Genomic DNA, 22,312 nt, shown 5'->3' with positions numbered 1-22,312 from the left:
AGACAATCGAGGCAGGAGGTACTACGTGGTCAAAAACAAAGAAAAATTCAATTTATGTTGCAGAGCAGAAAAATAAGCAGGAAAAGGCCTTTCAAGTCTTCCCGCAGGAAGGCAAGCGCTTGCCGGATATGTCCTTCGACTGTACGGGGAGAAATTCCCATAATCTCGGCTATCTCCTTATGGCTGATATCATGGAAATAGGCCAGACGGAAAGCCTGTGCGCATTTGGGAGGCAGTTTATTAACGGAGAGTTCTATGATTTCCCGCAAATCCTGATTAATAACAGACCTAAGAACATCGTTGGAGTCGGTGGACTCGCCCCAAAAAGCGATACGCGCCTCAGCGATGCGAACACGTGATTCGTACTCGTCAACAACCATCTGGTGTTTGATGTGGTTCAAGCAACTATTTTGCAGCCATTTAAAAAGGAAAGATTGGATATTGTCGGGTTGTATAACCTTTTTCTGTTCCCAATAGGAAGTGAAGACTTCTTGCACCAAATCTTTGGCAACCTGCTCATCTACAAAACGACAAGCGAGCGCCATCAATTTAGGATAGAAACATTCAAAGAAAGTTTTAAAAGCAGCATGATCTCCTTTCCTGACTTTTTCAATGTCAATTTTCGCTTCCATCATATCGTATTCTTTCTATTTGTGGTAAAAAAGCGTGGAGCTATTGTCTCATCCGGTTAGGAGCTCTGGTAAGCTTGTACAACAAATAAGCAATAGCCCACGCCCTATGGGAGCGCGAGCGTTTTTGCCTATTATTCTTTTTGTACAATGAATTTACCAGATTCCTAACAAAGAATAATACGAAACGCTTCTACGTTTTTCTTTATATTTCCAGACAAAGATAATTTTATTTTCAATAAAAGGCTTATTCATCTGCAATTAATTTTTCTTATACCTCTTACAACACTATTTAGCATCTTGGCTCTTGACAAGTTCGGACAAACCCGTATCTTTGCATCGTGGTTTTTTCATAATAGTATTAGATTTAAGGTTAACAAAGTTTGGTTAGGGGTTGTCGTGAGACAGCCTTTAATTGTTTATAGGGGTCTCCTTTTCCTGATAAAGAACCAGATCAGGGAAAATTGATAAGTTATCCGGCAAAATTGCCATTTACCGCAAGCCGCAATAGGCCGATATTTGCATTATAAAACAAACATATAAAACAGCAAAGACATGACGACTAAATTAAGTAATCTATTTTACACTTTCCTGAACATTGCAGCTTCGACTCAAAAATTGGGCATTAACTTGATCCGCGTGGCAATCCTGATCATCTTCGTATGGATCGGAGGATTGAAATTCTATAACTATGAAGCAGAAGGTATCGTGCCGTTTGTGGCGAACAGTCCTTTTATGAGCTTCTTCTATACGAAAAGCGCTCCCGAATATAAAGAATATAAACTGAAAGAGGGGGAATTCAACGAGGCCAAACATCAGTGGCATGTGGAAAACAACACGTACGGCTTCTCGCACGGGTTAGGCATTCTGATCATGGCGATCGGTATCCTGACGTTCTTAGGGATTTTCTCCCCTAAAATCGGCCTGGTAGGTGCAGGACTTGCCATTATCATGACGATCGGAACGCTCTCTTTCCTGGTGACGACGCCTGAAGTATGGGTACCGGACTTGGGAAGCGGAGAACATGGATTCCCGCTGCTGACCGGGGCAGGCAGACTGGTGATAAAAGACACGGCAATCATTGCCGGGGCAATCGTTGTACTTTCTGACTGCGCACAGAGGATATTGAAACAGAAGAAACATTAAAGTTGGCGATACACTTCATCAAACGGGACTCTGCACCGTTCTCCCCAGATCCCTTTATTTCCATCTCGTATGCCACAAGGGATTGCCATGTTTATTTCAGCGCCATGAGGCAATCCCAATGTTCTTTTCAGCCGACGGCTGTCCAGCCCTTCCAAAGGGCAGGTGTCATATCCCTCGTTTGCCATCGCAATCATAAACGTCTGGGCGGCAAGGGCGCAAGATTTATGGGCAGTCACACGTATATCATTCTCCGATACATCAATCATCATCGGCCGGAAAAGGCTGATGGTAGTAGCCAATAACTTCCTGAACAGCCCCAGGATCCCGAAGAACCGGGCATAGAGGAAAGGCATTATCATGCCGTAATAGAGCTCCCGGTCCTTGATACGTTTGTCCTGACGTTCTTTCGGACTGTAGCGGCGGATGTTGTCGCGTTCGAAATCGAGCACGAAACGTGCGTGCTTCCTATACCAGTCACGCCGCACGACAAAAACGACAATCTGTGAAGCGGTGGCGGCCGCTTTCTGTCCAAGACAATCTTTCGAGACCTTCGCCAACAGTTCCGGGTCCGTTATATGGTAAAATTCCCATAACTGCATATCCGAACTGTTGGGAGCCAATGTTGCCAGTTCCAAGCAATGCTTTACCCTTGCAGTATCTACCGGCCTGTTTTTATCAAACACCCGTACGGAACGTCTATATTCAAGAACTTCGTCTAAATTCATCATTTACCAATTTGATTAAAATATTCAGCAAAAACATAGGATCGATCTTAAGTTGATATATGGATAGAACATTCGCAAAAGTCATTTGTTTCACAGATAGTTGAACTTTTAACACGACCTTACATACAGAAAAAGAGTTGCCCGGCACATCGCAGACAACCCTTTCTGTTTCTATCGCTCGATAACGATCTCGTTTAACTCGGCTTCGCCGCCTGCTCATCCACCGATACCAGTTCGATTTCGAATATCAAAGTCGAATAAGCTGGGATATCGCCGTTGTCGCTTGCGCCATAGGCTAACTGCTGCGGAATCCAAACCTCATATTTATCCCCTTCAACCATGTGTTGCAAAGCGACTGTCCAACCTGATATGACGGAACCATATCCATTCGGATTAGTTCGCGAATCATAATTAGCATAGGCAGAATAGACTGCGCATTTTAAGGGCGTACCGTCTTCAAACAACCGGGCATCAAACTCCGTTCCGTCTGTCAAAGAACCTTTATAATAGACCGAGACACGGCTATTGAAATAAACTTTCTCGCCATCCCCCTTCTTAATCAGTTTGGCAAAAACATAACCGTCACCGGCTTCCGAGTTCCATCTTTCGAAACCGGTTTCATTCACTTTTGCCTGGAAGGCAATGTCCTGTTCCAACTTATAAGCCTCTCTTTCAACAGCCTCGGTATCATCGTCGTCATCCTTACAGGAAGAGACAACGAGGACACACAACAACATCAACGCGATATGCAGGTATTTCTTCATTCGTTTTTACTCCATTATCTTTTTTAATAAATTCTTCATGCTTACCTTTTCAGTGATAATGTCATGCAGCTTGTCGATGCTTACACGTTCCTGTTCCATCGTATCGCGGAAGCGGATCGTGACACAATTATCCTTCAAAGTATCGTGGTCAACTGTAATACAGTACGGGGTTCCGATCGCATCCTGACGACGATAGCGCTTGCCGATAGAATCTTTTTCATCATACTGGCAACGGAAATCGAAACGCAACATGTTTACGATCTCTTCAGCTTTTTCGGGCAGTCCGTCTTTCTTGACCAGCGGCAGGACAGCCAGTTTGATAGGCGCCAACGCTGCCGGCAATTTCAGAACGACACGCGTTTCGCCGTTTTCCAACGTTTCTTCGCAGTAAGAACCGGCCATCACACTCAGGAAAACACGGTCGACGCCGATAGAAGTTTCGATCACGTACGGAGTATAGCTCTGGTTCAGTTCGGGATCGAAATACTGGACTTTCTTGCCGGAGAACTTTTCGTGCTGGCTCAGGTCGAAGTTCGTACGGCTGTGGATACCTTCCACTTCCTTGAATCCGAACGGCATTTCATATTCGATATCGGTAGCGGCGTTGGCATAGTGGGCCAGCTTTTCGTGATCGTGATAGCGATATTTTTCGTTACCCAACCCCATGGCCTGGTGCCATTTCAAGCGGGTAGCCTTCCACTGCTTGAACCATTCCATCTCTTCGCCCGGACGAACGAAGAACTGCATCTCCATCTGTTCGAACTCGCGCATGCGGAAGATGAACTGGCGGGCAACGATCTCGTTACGGAAAGCCTTTCCGATCTGGGCGATACCGAAAGGTATTTTCATGCGGCCGGTCTTCTGTACGTTCAGGAAGTTGACGAAAATACCCTGTGCCGTTTCCGGACGCAGATATACTTTCATGGCGCCGTCTGAGGTAGAACCCATCTCCGTAGAGAACATCAGGTTGAACTGGCGGACATCGGTCCAGTTGCGGGTTCCGGAGATCGGGCAGACGATTTCGCAATCCAGGATCAGCTGGCGCAGGTCTTCGAAATTGGAATCGTTCATGTCTTTCGAGTAGCGTTCGTGGATCTCATTCCATTTCGCTTGGTATTCGAGCACGCGTCCGTTTGTCGCGCGGAACTGGGCTTCGTCGAAAGCTTCGCCGAATTTCTTCGCGGCCTTGGCCACTTCCTTATTCATCTTCTCCTCGATCTTCGCCAGGTGGTCTTCGATCAGTACATCGGCACGATAGCGTTTCTTGGAATCCTTGTTATCGATCAGAGGGTCATTGAACGCGTCGACATGGCCGGATGCCTTCCAGATAGTAGGGTGCATAAAGATAGCCGAATCGATGCCGACTACATTTTCGTGCAACAGCGTCATGCTGTCCCACCAGTATTTCTTTATGTTATTTTTCAACTCTACGCCATACTGCCCGTAATCGTACACTGCACCCAGTCCGTCATAAATCTCTGAGGAGGGGAATACGAACCCGTATTCTTTACAGTGGGAAACTAATTTCTTAAATACATCTTCTTGTGCCATAATAATAATTTGCCAATTAATTAATGTGCCAATGTGCCATTTTTGCGCATTGGCACACTATTAAGGTTGCAAAGTAAATGATTTTTTCGGTAACCTGTAGCATTTTCAGCATCTTATAAGGATATTTTCGAAGAAACACCGGAAAAACGGAATCTTCTCCCGCCCGGAAAAGGACGGACGGTTGCCTATTTCGGGACAGTTTCATAGAAGGGGAACTTTTGTTCCATAGGCATGAAACTTTTGTTTCTTGCCGGAGAAAATTTATTTTCACTGGCGGGAAAATAAATTTTCACCCCATGAAAAAAAGTGAAACATTTCACTCTTCAGGAGAATTAAAGCAAGGCTTTCAACAAAAAGATCCCGGCCCACCGGACAGTTTGTCGGGGTGGACCGGGACCGGGCATGTATGGGGAATAATTATCAGAGCGCCTCCTTTAGGATCTCGCCCACGGTCGGATGCGGGAAGACGATGGCTTTCAGCTCGTCGGCCTTCATGCCTTTTTCGATGGCGATACCGGCGATGACGATCAGTTCGGAGGCCGGATTTCCCAGGAGATGGGCGCCGACGATCGTTTCGTCTTCGGCCAGAATCAGCTTGCAGACACCGTTGCCCTGCTCGTTTTCGGCGACAAAGCGGCCGGAGAACGCCATCGGTATCTTCTTGACGGTGTAGGGCGTGCCTTCGGCCTGCAGTTCCTCTTCGGTCTTGCCGACGCCTGCGATTTCGGGATTGGTATAGACAACGCCCGGAATGGCCTTGTAGCTCATGCTGCGGTTCTTGCCTAAAATATGATCGACAGCCACTTCCGCTTCGCTGACAGCCGTATGGGCCAACAGGGAGAAAGCGGTGATATCGCCGCAGGCATACACATTCGGGATGGAAGTCTGCATAAATCCGTTCACTTTGATCCCGTTGCGGAAAGGTTCGGGGGCCAGTGTTTCCAAGCCGAAACCTTTGGTCACGGGACGACGGCCTACGCTCAACAGGACTTTTTCGCCTTGGATGACTGATGTCTCGCCGTCTTTCTCGACCGTCACATCGCCGCCGTTTACGGCAGTCACCTTATGTCCTAAATAGAACTTGACGCCCCGTTTGGCATATTCGGCCTGCAACATCCCGGACAACTCCCTGTCCATCGGACCGAGAATCTTATCCAGCATCTCGACCACATGCACTTCCGTTCCCATGCTGTTGAAGAAGGAAGCGAACTCCATGCCGATCACACCGCCGCCGATGATCACCAGCGAAGCCGGCAGTTCTTTGGACAGCAACGCCTCACGGCTTGTCCAGTACTCCGTTTCCGCCAACCCGGGAATGGGAGGTATGACGGTTTCCGAACCGGTGCAGATAAGCAGGTTGGCGGCTTCATAAACAGCTTCGCCCGAGGCGACAATGATCGTTCCGTCGGCTGCCCGGCCTTTGATTTCGGCTTCGCCGCTCACCACTTCCACGCCGTTCTCCTTCATCTTCATGCGGATGCCGGCTGTCAGTTTCTTTACGACTTTATTCTTACGGGCGATGATCTTCGGGAAATCGAAAGCAGGATTCTCTGCGCTCACCGCATATTTGGAAGCGTGTTTGATCGTATCATACACTTTCGCAGAGTAAAGCAACGTCTTTGTCGGCACGCATCCTTCGTTCAGACACACACCGCCTAACGCGTTCTTCTCGAAAAGCACGGTGGACAAACCACCCGCAGCCGCCTTTTCAGCAGCCGTATAACCGGCAGGACCGCCCCCGATTATGGCAACATCGTATTTCATGTTCTCAGATTTAATTAAGTTTTATATTATCGGATCTTTTATCTGTATATCGGGATTATGCTTCTTCAGCAGCTTGACGAAGTCCTGCTTGTTGACCGGCGAGACCAATAGCCACTGCGTGTCGCCTTTGTAGATGATCAGGCGGTCCAACGACAGGGCGTAGCTCGAAACAGGCATCACTGTCACTTCGACGGCGCTTATCTCCGAAATAGGAATCCGCTTTTCCGGGAAAATACTGCAATGGGCAATCAGATAACCATCCGCCGTTATTTTATACCAGGTCGACAACAGCATGTGAATACACTCCAATGTAAACAACAGCAGCACGATCATCGTTACGGGAGACTTGCCGCCCACAAATGCAGCAACAGTGCTTGCCGCCATCACCAACAGTATCAGATGATACCACCAACCTACTTTCGATTTAAAGACTCTGTCCATATCCTGAATTTTGCCGAAAGATAATCATTTTATTTCTTTTGGCGATTCAGGGAAAAGAAAATGCGCTGCAACTTCTCAGTAACAGCGCATCCACTTAAACCGGTCAAACAATTCCAAAAAGGAATATATCTTACATTACTTTACAACTTCGAGGACAGTATAGTATTGCAACTGGTTGTTGTTGTCATACTGTTCGTTCTTTACGACCCCCACATTCGGAGCGTACCATTCATATCCGTAGCCCTCGATCGTTTCCTTCGGGGAGCGGGATTTGATCTTATACTTTACTTTCGTGCAGTCGAACGTGCCGGCAGGAGTCGCCACCTGTTCGGTCGTCACATATTCGCGGTCGTAGATAGACACGTTCTTGCGATCCTTCCGGTCCTTCTTCGAGTAGATCTGGATATAGGCATCGTCAAAATACATATCGTCCCCGTTGCCGGATGGCGCGTTCGAGACGCTCGGATAATTGATGACGGCATCAGTGGCAGCCACATCCGATTGTACGGTCGAGACAAAAGACGGGTTGGACAATACTTCTTTCATTTCCATGAAGAACTCGCCGTCCTTGCAGAATGCTTCCAGGTCGCCCTTGTCGTAAACCGTCCCTGCGTTATTCACGAACACATAATCGGCTTCCACTTCCAGGCCGGACGGGATGTTCTTCACTTCATCGACCGTGTAGGTCATCACACTTTGCAGGTTTCCTTTCGCATCGTAGCCTTTTTTAACAAGCTGCGTGCCTTTGGTCTGCGGGAAAAAGAACGTACAATCCTGAGCCATCGCACCGGCCGCAAACAGCAGGGCCAGGGCGCTCAATACAACTTTAGATTTCATATTTTAAAACGTTTAAGTGTTAATAATTAGCAGGATATCCAATGCCCCAATAGAACAGGGTTCCATTCTGAGATGTTTACGACGGGAAGTTTAAAATATCCAAAGAATCAGTAATGCGGACTATTTTGCACGAAAGCGGGCTGTATAAGGTACAACCAAATAAGTTAATTCCTAACTTTGTCAGCCACAAAGGATATAAACTATGGTACAACAATTCGATTTCTTAGTGATCGGTTCCGGTATCGCCGGCATGAGCCTCGCCTTGAAGGTAGCCGATAAGGGGAAAGTAGCCATCATCTGCAAAACAGAGCTGGAAGAAGCGAACACCTACTTCGCGCAGGGAGGCATCGCTTCGGTAACAAACCTGCTGGTAGACAATTTCGACAAGCATATTGAAGACACAATGATTGCCGGCGACTGGATCAACGACCGGGAAGCCGTGGAGATGGTCGTACGACATGCACCGGACCAGATCAAAGAACTCATAGGCTGGGGCGTGAACTTCGACAAGAAGGAGAGCGGCGAGTTCGACCTTCACCGCGAAGGAGGACATTCCGAGTTCCGCATCCTGCACCACAAGGACAATACCGGCGCCGAGATCCAGCTTAGCCTCATCGAAGCGATCAAGAGACATCCCAACATTACGATATTCAACCACCATTTTGCGGTAGAGATCATCACGCAGCATCACTTGGGTATCATCGTCACCCGTCATACGCCGGGCATCAAATGCTACGGTGCATACGTGCTGAACGAAGACACCGGCAAGGTAGACACTTTCCTGTCCAAAGTGACGGTCATGGCTACAGGCGGTTGTGAAGCCGTCTACCGCAACACGACCAACCCGCTGATCGCTACGGGCGACGGTATCGCAATGGTCTATCGCGCCAAGGGAGCTGTCAAAAACATGGAGTTCATCCAGTTCCACCCGACTGCCCTCTTCCATCCGGGCGACCGTCCCTGCTTCCTCATTACCGAGGCTATGCGCGGGTATGGCGGCGTCCTCCGTACGCTGGACGGAAAAGAGTTTATGCAGAAATACGACAAGCGCCTCTCGTTGGCTCCGCGTGACATTGTAGCCCGTGCGATCGACAACGAGATGAAGCTCCGGGGTGAAGACCACGTCTACCTGGATGTGACACATAAAGATCCGGAAGAGACGAAGAAGCATTTCCCCAACATCTACAAGAAATGCCTCAGCATCGGCATCGACATCACCAAAGATTATATTCCGGTAGCACCGGCCGCCCATTATCTGTGTGGCGGTATCAGTGTGGACCTGAACGGCCAATCCAGCATCCGCCGCCTGTATGCGATCGGCGAATGTTCCAATACCGGCCTGCACGGTGGGAACCGTCTGGCTTCCAACTCGCTGATCGAAGCGGTCGTATATGCGGATGCAGCCGCCAAACATATCCTGAGCGTCCTCGAACGTTACGACTTCAACACCGACATCCCCGAATGGAACGACGAGGGCACGATCTCCACCGAAGAGCGCGTGCTGATCACCCAGAGCATGAAGGAGGTGAACCAGATCATGGAATCATACGTCGGCATCGTCCGCAGCAATACCCGCCTGACCCGCGCCTGGAACCGCCTGGACATCCTGTACGAAGAGACGGAAAGCCTCTTCAAGCGTTGCAAGGCCTCCAAAGAGCTGTGCGAACTGCGTAACATGATCAACGTCGGTTACCTGATCACCCGCCAGGCTATGGAGCGCAAGGAAAGCCGCGGACTACACTACACGATCGACTATCCGCCGGTAAAGAAAGATTAAAGGACTTCGGAAAGGAATGTGTCAGAAAGAGATTTGGCACATTCCTCTTTCTTAATTTTTATACGAATATGAAGAAACACTATTTATTACTATTCCTCCTACTCCTGTCCGTCGCCTGTTCAACACACAAAAAGTACGGAGCCTGCGAATTGAAAGAGACAGACGAAACGCTGTCTTTCCCGATCGATTCGGACACGAAAAACAACTTCAACATTTATTCCCTCTATAAAGATAAAGACGGAAAAGAATATTTCACTTTCCAGAACTTGGAAAACAATACGATCCACTTCTATGACCTGAAACAGCAGAAGCCGGTATTCAGGATCACCCCGCCGCGGGAAGGAAGTAACGGCGTCGGGAGGACATTCGGTTATTATATTCAGAATCTCGACAGTATTTACGTCTTTAGTTTTTACGAAAGTGGGCTATACTTGATTAATAAGGACTGCGAACTTCTCGATAAGCAGCCTTTCCCTGGATTAAAGCCTTCCTGTTTTATGGTTACAGCTTCACAATTGCCTGTACGTATCGAACACACTCTATATACCTGCATAGAGCCGAATCGCCTGATCGAGCATGACCCTGTTTCCGTCGCAATCGATATGAACACGAAAGAGGAAAAGAAACTGCCTTTCGATTATCCCGATTATCCCGGTTCGGAAGTCAAGCTGAAACGGTACGGCATGGAAGCCAGTTACAGCCGTTGTTATGACGGAAAACATTTCGTTTACTCGTTCCATTATGACGAGAATATCTATGTGGCTACTCCCGAACACGACTCGATACGGAAAATTCCGGTCAAAAGCAAATACTTCGACAAAGTACAACTGCCGGACGAGCTTACCGCAAGCCCCGAAGATTTCTGTGTGAATGCCTGGTATAACGACCTGCTGTACGACCCTTACCGGGAAGTCTATTACCGGATCGCTTATCCGCCCTCGACCCTGGATAAAGGCGTCCGCCCTATGGAACTCGTACAATTCGGGCGTAAGAACTTCAGCATTATCATTCTCGATAAAGAGTTCCGTATTCTCGGCGAAACCCTCTTCCCCGACAATACCTACAACCCAACCATCATGCTGGTTCGTCCCGAAGGGCTATACATTTCCGACAGTCATTATCTGAATCCCCGGTTTAGCGACGATATCCTCAGTTTCCGGAAGTTCGAGTTGGTTGAGAAATAAGCCTCACCCGATAAAACCGGAGGAAGCATGCATCCTTTTTTCAAAGAGCATGCATCCTCTTTTGGAAAAGCATGTACCCTTTTATTACGCACTATTTCTTTTTAGGAGGATAGTTCTTACGCGGTTCTCCAAAGAAAAACAGGGTCGGGGTATTCTTTCCGGACTCCGTTGCCTGATAGTCGGCAAAAGCTTTGCCCGCTACTTCCAACGCCTTTTCAACTGCCGCATCGCTTGTATGCGCATCACAGAGGAAAAAGATCATCACCGGCTTTTTACCGGATGCCCCGGACAGAGTCGCTTTCAACTTGGCCGGCATTTCGGACATCTCTGCAAAATCGTTGCCATACAGTATCTGGTCATTGGCATTAATCAGGAAGTCCGTTCGCGTCACATGTTTCTCCATGAACTCAAGTCTTTCCGAGCCTGAAAGCTGTCCGCCTCCCGCCTGTCCGATATACCGGTCGATCTCCTTGTCGAAGAATTCACGGGTGTACGGTTGTCCGACCGGAGAAATTGTCGTATCTTCGCTCTGCATTAAGTTTGTCAACTCCCGGTTTACATCCGGGCGGGCGAAAGCGAGCATGCTACATGCTGCCACCGGAACTAAAAGCACGAGCTTCAACCGGGCCCAACTGTTCGATTTCTCTTTTAACATCATAGTAATTCGTTTTTTAATTTTACTGTGATTGAAGCTGTTAGCAAAGGTGTAGGAGCTCGCGCTAACAGCTTTTTTCACTAATAACAATTGATATTTTGTTGCATCGATGCCATTTTTAAGTACGCCCGTATCCGCCTGGTACTCATGAACCTCCTGGAGTTCCCGTTTCAACAGCCAGGCTGCGGGATTGAACCAGTGCAGGAGCACGACTGCCTCCGTATAGATCAAGTCCAACGAATGATGCTTGCGCCGGTGAACTTGCTCATGCGTCAATATCTCATCCGGATAGTCACAATAATCTTTCAACGACAGGACAATATACGGCCCCCAGTTAAAAGGAGCGACCGGCCTGCCGACCAGCACCAGCGTATAACGCTCTTTCCGTATCTTCTCGCCGCTCCGGATCAGCCAAAGCAAACTCACAAACGAGCGGACCAGCCGGCAGAGGACAACCGCCATCCCCGCAAGATACAGGTAAACCGCCCACTCTCCCCATGAGCCGGAAGCCTCCCGTACAGCCGGTACAACCTCCGTTCCAACCTGGACAACGGAGTGCTGCGAAACCGTCTCCCCCATTCCTTCCTGTATCATCTCTTCCAACTGCAACAACGGCATTTGCAGCACACCGGGCGATTCCGTCCGTAGCTCGACAAACGGCAGCAGCATGCACACCAGCATCCCCGCCAGCAGCACCATCCGGTTGAAGCGGAAAAACGTCTCGTTGCTCAACAAGGCTTTATAACCCAAGTAAAACAGAGTCAGGCAACAAGTAGACTTGACGATATAAAGGAGGAAGGCAACCATCTCATTTATTTTTACGGTTCTTGATCTGCTGTAGCAATTCTTCCAATTCCTCGACCGACAGTTCGTCACGGTCTATCAGCGAAGAAACGACACGCGTATAGGAATCGCCGAAATAGCGGCTTACCACGTTCTTCAACGTCTTGTTCCGGTATTCCTCTTCCGAAACCAACGCATAATACTGATAGGTGTTTCCATACGGGCGATACCCGATATAGCCTTTCTCTTCCAGCACTCGTACGATCGTGGACAACGTGTTGTAGTGCGGCTTAGGCTCTTCCTGCAATTCCAATAACTCACGGATAAACAACGGGCCGTTCGTCCAGAAATAACTCAGGATATCTTCTTCTTTGGGAGTCAGTTTCTTCATATTCGATGTTCATTTATCAGGTGAATGCTCAAAGATAACTATAAAGTGCAATAATACAACTACGATAAATAGTTAAACTACTATATTTAGCAATAATTTAATATATAGCCCTCAAAATGCAAATATTCACTAAAGGATTCCGAAGCCTCTTCCATTTCTTCTGTAAAGCGTACCTTTGTCATATTCGTGACTTTCACAGGAATATAAACCGAAAAACACAAAAAAGATGGACAAACGAATTTTATTGCCTTTAGCAATCCTTCCCGCTTTCCAGACAGGAAACATGCAGGCAGCCGACCAACCTGCCAAACGGCCGAACATCATCCTCTTTATGGTTGACGATATGGGATGGGAAGACACTTCCCTGCCCTTCTGGACAGAAAAGACACATTATAACGAAGTCTACGAGACGCCCAACATGGAACGCCTCGCCCGCCAGGGAGTCATGTTCACCGAAGCGTATGCCAGTAGCATCAGTTCCCCGTCCCGTTGCAGCCTGATCACCGGGACGAATGCCGCCCGCCACCGTGTCACCAACTGGACGCTCCAGAAGAACAAGACGACCGACCGCAAAGACAGCCTGCTCGACATACCGGACTGGAACTATAACGGCGTCAGCCAGGTTCCGGGGACCAACAACACCTTCGTCGGGACTTCTTTCGTCCAACTCCTGAAGAACAGCGGCTACCACACGATCCACTGCGGAAAGGCCCATTTCGGCGCGATCGACACTCCGGGAGAGGACCCGCACCACTGGGGATTCGAAGTCAACATTGCCGGTCATGCCGCCGGCGGTCTGGCAAGCTATTTAGGCGAAGAGAATTACGGCCATACGAAGGATGGCAAACCAACTTCGCTGATGTCCATCCCCGGCCTCGAAAAGTATTGGGGCACGGAGACATTCGCTACCGAAGCCTTGACATTGGAGGCGATCAAGGCGCTCGACAAGGCGAAGAAATACAACCAGCCGTTCTATCTCTACATGTCCCACTATGCCATCCATATCCCGCTGAACAAAGACATGCGCTTCTACGAGAAATACAAGAAGAAAGGAATGACGGATCATGAGGCTGCCTACGCCACCCTGATCGAAGGAATGGACAAGAGCTTGGGCGACCTGATGGACTGGCTGGAAAAGAACGGGGAGGCGGACAATACGATCATCCTCTTCATGAGCGATAACGGCGGCCTTGCCTCTGAATCAGCCTGGAGGGATGGTCCGCTGCATACGCAGAACTACCCGTTGCTGAGCGGTAAAGGCTCGCTTTGCGAAGGGGGAATCCGCGAACCGATGATCGTCAGTTGGCCGGGAGTAGCCCAACCGAATACCCGTTGCGACAAATACCTGCTGATAGAAGATTTCTACCCGACTATTCTGGAAATGGCCGGAGTGAAGGACTACGAGACGGTGCAACCGATCGACGGCATCAGTTTCGTTCCTCTGCTCATCGGGACGGGCGATCCTTCCAAAGGGCGTTCCCTCTTCTGGAATATGCCGAACAACTGGGGCAACGACGGTCCGGGCATCAACTTCAACTGTGCGGTCCGCAATGGCGACTGGAAGCTGATTTACTATTACGGCACCGGTAAGAAAGAGCTGTTCAACATCTCCGACGACATCGGCGAAAAGAACGACCTTAGCACCCGTCACCCGGAAATCGTCAAACGTCTCTCCAAAGAACTCGGCGACCACCTCCGCAAAGTAGACGCCCAACGTCCGTCTTTCAAGGCGACAGGGAAGGCTTGCCCTTGGCCGGATGAGAGAAATTAATAAATAAAACGTCAATAAAACATCAACAAAAGTTGTACATATATATAACTTACATTATATTTGTCCCATGAAAAAGATAATCGCATACAAAGGGTATTATCCAGATTTTATGCCTAAACTGTCAAAGCAAGAACGCAAAAAAGTAAGGCAAGCTTTATTGTTGTTTGAAACAGAAGATAGAATACCAAGCCATTACATCAAATACATAAGAGATGGAGTTTATGAATTTCGGGTAAACTAATGGCAATAATGAGTTTCGCATCTTTTTCATCTATGACGGAGACACAATAGTCGTGTTATTCAACTGCTTCAAGAAGAAAACACAGAAAACCCCTAATAGCGAAATCGAAAAAGCGATCAGATTAAAAAATGAATATTATGAGCAAGAATGATGAGATCTATGATGTAAGTGCCGAACTCGCGAGAGAATTTGGAGAAATAGGCACTCCTGAACGGGAGAAAGCTGTTGAAAAGGCATGGGAGGAATATAACGCCCAAATCCTGTTGGATGCCCGCAAGAATGCAAGACTAACGCAAGCAGAGCTTGCTAAGCGCATAGGTGCGGACAAAGGGTATATTTCAAGAATCGAAAGAGGATTGACTGTTCCTACCGTCTCCACCCTATACCGTATAGCTGCCGCAATGGGATTAACGGTGGAACTGCGTCCTATGTAGATCGTTTTCCCTAAGCATATAGGATGAGGCATAACCCCATCTCTATCAAAAAATAGACTGAAAAGGTAGAAAAGGTTTGATATCTTTTCTACCTTTGTTGTTACTTAATGTTTAACACAAAAAGTCTTGACTATGAAGAAAAAACGAAGTTCAAGAATACAAGTTCTTGCAAGGGTAGGTATATATGTAAAGAGAGTTTCTTTGAAAAGAGGCTCTCTTTTTTGTGTTAGGGGGATTTGTGTACGGGCAGGGATATAAAAAAAGGGCATCCTCGCGGACGCCCTTTCTCATTCAATACTAAAACTCTCTATACATAATGGATTAGTATACATTAACCTTGGTAACAATAGAATTGCCGGCATTGGTTAATTTCACAATGTAAATGCCCTTTGTTACCGGTATTTGCGTATTGCCACTGATACGTGCATTGTAGACGATCTTACCGATCATGTTCACAACGGTCACCTGCAGCGGCTGAATCGGATTCACATAAATATTCCCCTTTCTTCCAAACACTTCCGTATTGGCAAGGGCTTCTTCGAGGCCGGTTGCGAAGTTTACCGTCACCTGGCAAGTTGCGGTCACGTCACCGATCTTGGCTGTGATCGTAGCCGTCCCGACTTTAAGACCCTTGACGGTTGCCTTGTTGCCATCGGCTGTCACACTGGCGATCGTCGGATCGCTGCTGCTCCATGTTACTGTTTTACCGGAAGGAGAAACAGTTGCTTTCAAAACAAACTCTTCCGTACGCGGCAACGTCTTCGAAGTCGCATCCAAAGAGATCGTAACGGTTTCATCTTCATCGCCACCGGAAGGAGGATTGCTTCCTGAGGACTTGAAGCCGATCTGGTTCTTGTCGTAGACGACAGAATAGTTGTCTGTTTCACCACCGTTTACGTAATAAACCGCACTGCTGCCACTGCCTTCGGAAGTAACTGTTGGATTAAAGCCGATTGCACTACTTGTAACGGTTTCACCTGTTTCACGGATTGTCAACTTGATTTTGCTCTTCAGGTCGCTTGCAGAAGAAGCGCCTTCCGGCAATACGGCAACCACTGTCGATTTCAGAATATTGCCTTTCGCTGGTTGGCCAGAGGTTGCCAACGTATAATTTCCGGCATCGCCAGTCGTACCCATTTTAAGCGTTACTGTTTGTTCGCCGACTGTAGCAGCTCCAAAAGTTACTTTTAACGGAACAATATCGCCACTGATGCGGTCGTTCGATGCATAATCAGTCAATTCCATATCTATCTTTCCGTTGTAGTAAGCACTAAGCGGAGTTCCGACTGTCACTTCTTTCATATCGATCTTACCGGTCAGGTTTACTTCCAAGACATAATTGTTAGCTTCACTTCCGATCAGAACCAATGGCTGAGACGGAGTGATCTTTTTGTTTTCACCTGCCTTTTTATCATCAAAGTTGAATGTAATGCCGGAGAGATCCAGGGCTACGTCCTTTCCATCTACATCTCTTAATGCAAGCGTTCCAGAGGCAAGAGTAGTTCCGTCGTAAGTCTTATCCATACCGGTTGCACTAATCGTTAAGTCAGCTGGAGCAACTTCGAGATTCAGGATTTTGACTTCATCTGCACTGATAGCCAGAATCGTTGCCTTGCCTGTTGCGACAGGAGTACAAACGATATCACCTGATGAAGCATCTGTTGAAACAGCCAACACATTGGTATTTGTCGATTCATAAGTATAACCATCTCCAACTTTCGTCACTTCGTAAGAAGCACCGTAAGGTATTTCCGTGAATGTTTCCTTATTCCAATTGCCGGCAACAGCAGCTTTCGTCTGCATAGGCGCTTTAAACGAAGATGCTGTAACAGAAGAAGTAGAAATCTTATTCAAACTCTGGCCTATCACCTTGCCACTTGCATCCAAAATATTAGCATAGCCATCTGTTCCTACTTCAGAAGCTTTCAATCCGGTGTAACCGGCTTCATCTACGATCATTGCCTTTTTGTCACTTGACGTACCATAGACGACCGCTTTCGGAGTACCCAACTCTACTGTCAACATGCCCGAAACCGTCGTAAGTGCATAGTTCGTACACTTGGCAGCATCCATTGCCAGATTCAAGGTAGTGCCCTCTTCTGTAACAGTGAACGCACCGGTATAAACACTGCTCAATGTTTCGCCATTCACCAAGCCTGTTGCTTCGAATTCATATTTCGTATAACGCTGGTTCCACATGCGGGTCACATCTTTTACCTTAACAGAAAGCGGAGCTTTCGTGATCTTGCCTGTCACGTTTGTAGGCTGGATCAGAGTGTAGTTGTCTGCACCTGTACCCGTCAATGTCAATTCAGGCATCAGGACTTTCACACTCTCACTCGCATTCTTGCTTGCGAAGCTCAACGTCAGACCTTCTGTTTTGACAGCAACACCGTTAGCTGCACCGGACAATGTAAAGGTCGGAAGTGTCGTGATAGCTGTTGTCCCATCATACACTTTCGTGATTTCACCTACCGCAACAGTGACCGGTTTCGGAGTGATTTCAATTGTCTTAGTGGCTACGGCAGCAGAGTGAGTTGCATCGGCAGCACGTGCTACAGTCAAAGTAACTTTACCGACTCCGGTAGCTTTCAGCTTGCCATCTGCAATCGTTGCCGGATCGCTCTCAGCTACGCTATAGGTATATGCTCCTGTTGCAGCACTTTTGTCGCTTGTAGCAGACAATGTCATTTCGTTACCATAAACCATTGTAGGCAAAACAGATTTTCCGAAAGAAACGACCTGCGGAGTCAAGGCATCAACAGCAATGGTGATCGCTTTACTTTCTCCAGTCTTGTCACCTGCCGTAGCAGAAGCCTTAACAGAATAAGTAGTACCGGCAGAAACATCAAACTTACCGGTATAGAAACCATCATCGCCTAAAGTGGCAGTAACATCCGTGCTTCCCTGAACAAACTTAACAGAAGAAATCGCCTTGGCGCCACCGGCATGGATCAATTTGGCTTTCAATTGGATTTCCTTAGCCGAATTATCACTCTTCAACACGGTCTTTGCTTCCGTCAGTTCGATTACAGGATTAACAGCACTGACTGTCAATGTCCCCTTCGTAAAAGTGATCTCATAGTTATCGGAAGTCAGACCGTAAGGTATGATATCGTAACCACCTTCTTTCACTAACGAGTCTTTGGTTGCGGAGCAAGTGAATTTCAGGATTCCATCAAGTTGGTCACCTTCAACCAGATCGGTAGTTGTCGCTGTAAATTCAGGGTTCTCCTCACCATAATTACGCGATTTGGCAGCAGCCGTAACAGTTGCAACTTTCGGAGCAACCTTTACTTTTACAAATGTGATCGGGGCCAGTTCGTAGAATGCGGCAGAGTCACCACTTAAAGTAGCTGTAACGATGACCTCTTTGTTTTCTCCAGCATTTGCATCAACCAGTTCACCAGTAGGGCTTGCTGCCAAATCCAAACCGGTCTTATCACCTAACTTACCGGAGAATTTCAATGTCTCCTTTGTTAGAGTTATGGTCTTCGCGCCATCATACGTTTTATCCGTAGCCTTCAAACCTCCAGTCAATGTAACCTTACGTTTGGTGACTTTCAGGGTTTGCTTATTGGCGGCATCTTCGTCATAAGTGAAGTTGCCATTATTTTTATCAGCGTCATCTATCTTACCATCACCATTCGTATCTTTTTTAACTCTCAATTCAAAAGTAACAGTACCCGGTTTCTTGATAGTCAGAACGCCACCATTGAGTATTACGACTTCACTCGTACCTGATATCGAAACTTCCGTACCCGGCAAGTTGAATGCCAGCGTGATAGGTTCCGTACCAAACACTACGCTATCCGGAAGGTTAGTGATCTTGGCCAATGTTGTCTGGAAAGAATCAATGGAATAAGTGTCGTTTGCAAAGCTCAATACCTTAACGACTTTACCAGCCTTCAATAATTCTTTTGCAACCTCTTTGTTAGAGGCGATAACGCCGTCTTTACATTCGATAGAGAAAGTCTTACTGGAAAGGTCGGCCTTGCTTGTAGCCTTGTTCATTTCAGCAACAACGGCAGTAGATATAGTATCGACAACCAAAACACCTCCGGCTTCGATAGCGGACATGATGGATGCTGCCGGGATATTTAATGTACCGTTGTTTGTCAGTTTACAACCTTCAGCAATGGTTAGCCCTTTATTCAAAGCCCAAACATTTCCTTTCTGAATTGTGAAATCTTTAATATCAGTTGCATCTTTTTGGCTAAAAGAACCCACATTAGCTACAGCACCATTCAAGACTACATTCTGAATACCCTCACTTACACCAACAACGGGAGTATTTGTACACTTATCATCAAACGAGAAAGAAATTTTTTCTGCTGTCGGAACAGGGTAAGAACCTGTTTGCCACTGATAAGTTGCACCTAAATAAACATATTTAGTTTCAGCATCTTCTGGAAAAGAACAGCCTTTGAAATCCATACTTACTGTTCCAACCTTACCACGATTGACAGCTGCTATTTCTAAAGGCCAATTTGTTGCTTTTACAAACTTACAGCCAGTAGCTTCTATTTTCACATTATCAGAGCGTCCATTAGAACCTGTACCCAATAGAGCTGCACACTCAACATTCTCCAATATGGCAGTTACATTTCTTGAATAAGAATAACTGTATCCACCCCCAACAAAAAGATCACCTGCAATTTTACCATTTGTCATCTTAAAGTTGGTTGTTTCAACACCATTAGCAATAGTTGCATAGTCGGTTTGTTCTGTTTGTCCAATACCAACCGGAGCATAGCCACCGCCTAATATATATGTTAATTGTGTGTTGTTCCCAATGATCTCAACATTCACTTCTTTTGCTTTAGCATACATTAAACCAGCAGAAATTAAATAACGAACTTTTGCATTCTCAATTTTAACGACTGCTTTGCCTGTAATATCTGCCGTTTGTCTTTTTGCTGCATCAAAACCCTGCTTTGGACCATAGCCTCCGCCAACCAGCAAATTGATAATCTCGCCACCAATAACAGTAACATTAGCATTCTTCACATTTCCTAAATAACCACCACCGATAATCATTTCCACCTTACCGCTCTTCATGGTTACATTTGAAGATTCAACATCACCAAATTTAGCACCACCGAAAATAATCGGGTTCTTAGCAGTTGCGACTTCCAGTACATCATTTGTTCCGGCACTGATTTTAACTTTATCGTTACCCGATGCTTCTACTGTAACAGGATTACCATTCGCATATATTAATGTATAGCCTTCACTTAAAGTCTTATCTGTATAAAAATTTGTAACATATTCCATCTGCAATTTCGAGTTCGTCCAATAGCGCATCTCCTTAGAACTTGCCCCCTGTACACCGACATAGGAAGTCCAATCGTTAGGACCTTCAACCAATTGAGCTGGTTCCGTTGTCGTATCTTCGGACCAAATTTTGGATTGTTCGGCAAAAGAAGAATTTTCATCGAAAGTGAATCTACGAGGATATTCAGGACTTCCTTTATCTACATTTACACCGCCCCAAGTATTATCCTTCGTATGCAAACTTCTTGCTTCTACCTCCGAATGGACAAGCAGACCGGCATTTGCATTACTATCCAAAGTAACATTCTGAAAATACGTTTTCATTTTGGATTGAACATTGACACCTGATCCTTTAGATCCTTTAACACAAAGATCTGCCAACATGACAAAATCACCATCAGTAGCGACAGTTCCCTCTATGGATATCAGATTGGCTTTGCTACCTGTTGCCCAACTTACGTCTGATTTTGCACTCAATGTCGTCAAAAGCTCTCCTGATTCATTTTTTAATCCGCCCAATGTCAACGGTTTGGTGATCACCAATTGTTCCGAAAGAGAATACTCTCCTTTGCCCAGATTCAAAATAGAACCAGCCGGCAGATTAGCAACCGTAGCTGCATCCAACTTATAGGAACCTTCGGAGCTTGTCAAATATACATTAACCGAATGCAGGGTTGCATTTATGGTAAGTTCCGGCTTATTGGCTATTGCCCCAAAAGGAGTATACTTTTGAAGGTCACTCATGCTTGTAGCCGTTATAGCCATCTCATTATAATAGATGTCAATATTTTCCATATTTACCGTACCCTTCTCTGCCCCAGTAAATGTGATACGTCCGTTATTAAGAACTAAGTTCTTCAACGTAGCCGTACCAATATTCTTTTCCGTATCATCCGCCGGAGAATTGAAGTAGATCGATCCTGCAAATTTTTCTCCTTCCGGAGCGTTGAATACAAGATTATTCAAAGTCACATGGTCTCCCAAGACTTCGATCACCTTGTTTACTTCCTTTTTACAAGTAATGGTTAGATTCTGAATCTTTACATTATCTCCATGAATCGTGATCAGATTCTGGTCTACCCAGTTTCCGTTAACAGCATCTGTTGAAGAATAAATCTTTACAGCTGAAGACTCTGTACCACCTCCGACAATTTCGACATTGTCACGGGTAATAGCCAAATAATTTCCGTCTTCGGTAGTCGCATCAGTCCTTTCGATGTTATAATCACCCGGAGCAACAGTGATAACAAGCTTATCGGTTCCTCCCAATTTATTGGCTGCTTGTACCGCAGCTTTCAATGTTTTAAAGGCTTTTTGGGTATCTGCCTCTGTACGAGCTGCATCGACTGTCCAGAAAATATCTGCCGCCTGCAACCACCCCACACTCGTCACCGCCATAAAGACGGCGAACAACATAAGTAATCTTTTCTTCATAACTTTTTTAATTAAAGCATTAATAATGAGTTTATTGAATGATATTATACTCTCTCTGCTCCAATCGCTTTATTAACTTACCCCATACGCACGTTTATCATCTAACAGAAGTTAACAGGTGTGATTTTATGTACTTTGACGACCGAAAACGATCGTTTTTTTTAGTCATTTTTTGTCTGGATGCGGGTTTGGAGAGTTTTTAGGCAAAAATCGACGATAACTATTGATAATTAAGGCGTATTTATTTTTGAAAAAGTTTGGAGGATTGAAAAATAATGTTGACTTTTGATGACTAAAATAAACGATCGTTTTTTTTAGTCATTTTTAGGATAGATTTTTGATTTGCAAATAAGGTTTGATTATCAAAATATATTAGTATTTCAGGAAAAACGCTTACGTTTTTTCACAAAAACCTGCCGACAGTTTTCTAAATGTATTTTCACAAAACAGCATTTTCGGAATAAGTTTCCGCAGATTCCGCATGTCCGCCCTATACAGTTTTTGGCTG

Annotated in this window: 17 protein-coding genes; 7 read left to right on the top strand and 10 right to left on the bottom strand. The window is 46.3% G+C overall.

All coding sequences use genetic code 11. The annotated features are described in order from the left end of the window. Positions 1-47 precede the first annotated feature (47 nt). A complete protein-coding gene (locus tag RDN79_RS08490; protein ID WP_298548179.1) occupies positions 48-635 on the bottom strand; it encodes an RNA polymerase sigma-70 factor in 588 nt (195 codons plus the stop codon). 549 nt (positions 636-1,184) lie between these two features. Between RDN79_RS08490 and RDN79_RS08485 the strand changes: the two genes are divergently transcribed. Further along, the gene (locus tag RDN79_RS08485; protein WP_298548176.1) at positions 1,185-1,775 is read left to right on the top strand and encodes a DUF417 family protein; all 591 of its coding nucleotides are present in this window, start codon (positions 1,185-1,187) and stop codon (positions 1,773-1,775) included. On the opposite strand, the gene RDN79_RS08480 is transcribed toward RDN79_RS08485, so the two are convergent. The 6 genes from RDN79_RS08480 to RDN79_RS08455 all read right to left on the bottom strand — a co-directional run bounded on the left by RDN79_RS08480 (position 1,772) and on the right by RDN79_RS08455 (position 7,857). Continuing rightward, positions 1,772-2,500, bottom strand: a complete 729-nt coding sequence (locus RDN79_RS08480) for a nitroreductase family protein (RefSeq protein ID WP_298548265.1) — start codon at positions 2,498-2,500, stop codon at positions 1,772-1,774. The genes RDN79_RS08485 and RDN79_RS08480 overlap by 4 nt on opposite strands. 194 nt (positions 2,501-2,694) lie before the next feature. Continuing rightward, positions 2,695-3,264, bottom strand: a complete 570-nt coding sequence (locus RDN79_RS08475; RefSeq protein WP_298548174.1) for an FKBP-type peptidyl-prolyl cis-trans isomerase — start codon at positions 3,262-3,264, stop codon at positions 2,695-2,697. Positions 3,265-3,270: 6 nt separating this feature from the next. Continuing rightward, a complete protein-coding gene (locus RDN79_RS08470) occupies positions 3,271-4,815 on the bottom strand; it encodes a glycine--tRNA ligase (protein WP_298548172.1) in 1,545 nt (514 codons plus the stop codon). Between the two features lie 420 nt (positions 4,816-5,235). Continuing rightward, complete coding sequence (gene lpdA, locus RDN79_RS08465) at positions 5,236-6,579, bottom strand: dihydrolipoyl dehydrogenase (RefSeq protein WP_298548170.1); 1,344 nt, start codon at positions 6,577-6,579, stop codon at positions 5,236-5,238. 21 nt (positions 6,580-6,600) lie between these two features. Next, positions 6,601-7,020, bottom strand: coding sequence for a PH domain-containing protein (locus RDN79_RS08460; RefSeq protein WP_298548167.1), 420 nt, complete (start codon positions 7,018-7,020; stop codon positions 6,601-6,603). Between the two features lie 135 nt (positions 7,021-7,155). Continuing rightward, complete coding sequence (locus RDN79_RS08455) at positions 7,156-7,857, bottom strand: hypothetical protein (protein ID WP_298548165.1); 702 nt, start codon at positions 7,855-7,857, stop codon at positions 7,156-7,158. Positions 7,858-8,059: 202 nt separating this feature from the next. Here RDN79_RS08455 and nadB point away from each other — a divergent pair, with 202 nt between their 5' ends. Both nadB and RDN79_RS08445 read left to right on the top strand, forming a co-directional pair. Next, positions 8,060-9,634 (top strand): L-aspartate oxidase, encoded by a 1,575-nt coding sequence (gene nadB, locus RDN79_RS08450; RefSeq protein WP_298548162.1) that lies wholly within the window; start codon positions 8,060-8,062, stop codon positions 9,632-9,634. A 68-nt stretch (positions 9,635-9,702) separates the two neighbouring features. After that, positions 9,703-10,818 carry a DUF4221 family protein gene (locus RDN79_RS08445; protein WP_298548159.1) on the top strand — a complete coding sequence of 372 codons (1,116 nt, stop codon included), beginning with the start codon at positions 9,703-9,705 and terminating at the stop codon, positions 10,816-10,818. A 91-nt stretch (positions 10,819-10,909) separates the two neighbouring features. On the opposite strand, the gene RDN79_RS08440 is transcribed toward RDN79_RS08445, so the two are convergent. Both RDN79_RS08440 and RDN79_RS08435 read right to left on the bottom strand, forming a co-directional pair. Continuing rightward, on the bottom strand, positions 10,910-12,280 hold the full coding sequence (locus tag RDN79_RS08440) for a M56 family metallopeptidase (protein ID WP_298548157.1): 1,371 nt from the start codon (positions 12,278-12,280) through the stop codon (positions 10,910-10,912). Between the two features lies 1 nt (position 12,281). Continuing rightward, positions 12,282-12,647: a BlaI/MecI/CopY family transcriptional regulator gene (locus RDN79_RS08435; protein ID WP_293732514.1), complete on the bottom strand. Its 366-nt coding sequence runs from the start codon at positions 12,645-12,647 to the stop codon at positions 12,282-12,284. Between the two features lie 226 nt (positions 12,648-12,873). On the opposite strand from RDN79_RS08435, the gene RDN79_RS08430 reads away from it, so the two are divergent. The 4 genes from RDN79_RS08430 (at position 12,874) to RDN79_RS08420 (ending at position 15,093) form a co-directional block, all read left to right on the top strand. Next, complete coding sequence (locus tag RDN79_RS08430) at positions 12,874-14,418, top strand: sulfatase (protein ID WP_298548154.1); 1,545 nt, start codon at positions 12,874-12,876, stop codon at positions 14,416-14,418. A 67-nt stretch (positions 14,419-14,485) separates the two neighbouring features. Further along, positions 14,486-14,659, top strand: coding sequence for a hypothetical protein (locus tag RDN79_RS19065; RefSeq protein WP_374044502.1), 174 nt, complete (start codon positions 14,486-14,488; stop codon positions 14,657-14,659). Between the two features lie 52 nt (positions 14,660-14,711). Next, positions 14,712-14,810: a type II toxin-antitoxin system RelE/ParE family toxin gene (locus RDN79_RS19060; protein WP_374044501.1), complete on the top strand. Its 99-nt coding sequence runs from the start codon at positions 14,712-14,714 to the stop codon at positions 14,808-14,810. Then, complete coding sequence (locus RDN79_RS08420) at positions 14,797-15,093, top strand: helix-turn-helix domain-containing protein (RefSeq protein WP_298548151.1); 297 nt, start codon at positions 14,797-14,799, stop codon at positions 15,091-15,093. Before RDN79_RS19060 ends, RDN79_RS08420 begins: the two co-directional genes overlap by 14 nt. A 321-nt stretch (positions 15,094-15,414) precedes the next feature. Here RDN79_RS08420 and RDN79_RS08415 read toward each other — a convergent pair whose 3' ends face one another. Then, complete coding sequence (locus RDN79_RS08415; protein ID WP_298548149.1) at positions 15,415-21,804, bottom strand: YDG domain-containing protein; 6,390 nt, start codon at positions 21,802-21,804, stop codon at positions 15,415-15,417. Between the last annotated feature and the right edge of the window lie 508 nt (positions 21,805-22,312).

Source organism: uncultured Parabacteroides sp. (assembly GCF_902493135.1).
Classification (GTDB): Bacteria; Bacteroidota; Bacteroidia; order Bacteroidales; family Tannerellaceae; genus Parabacteroides.
This window is presented reverse-complemented; position numbering and strand designations above follow the sequence as displayed.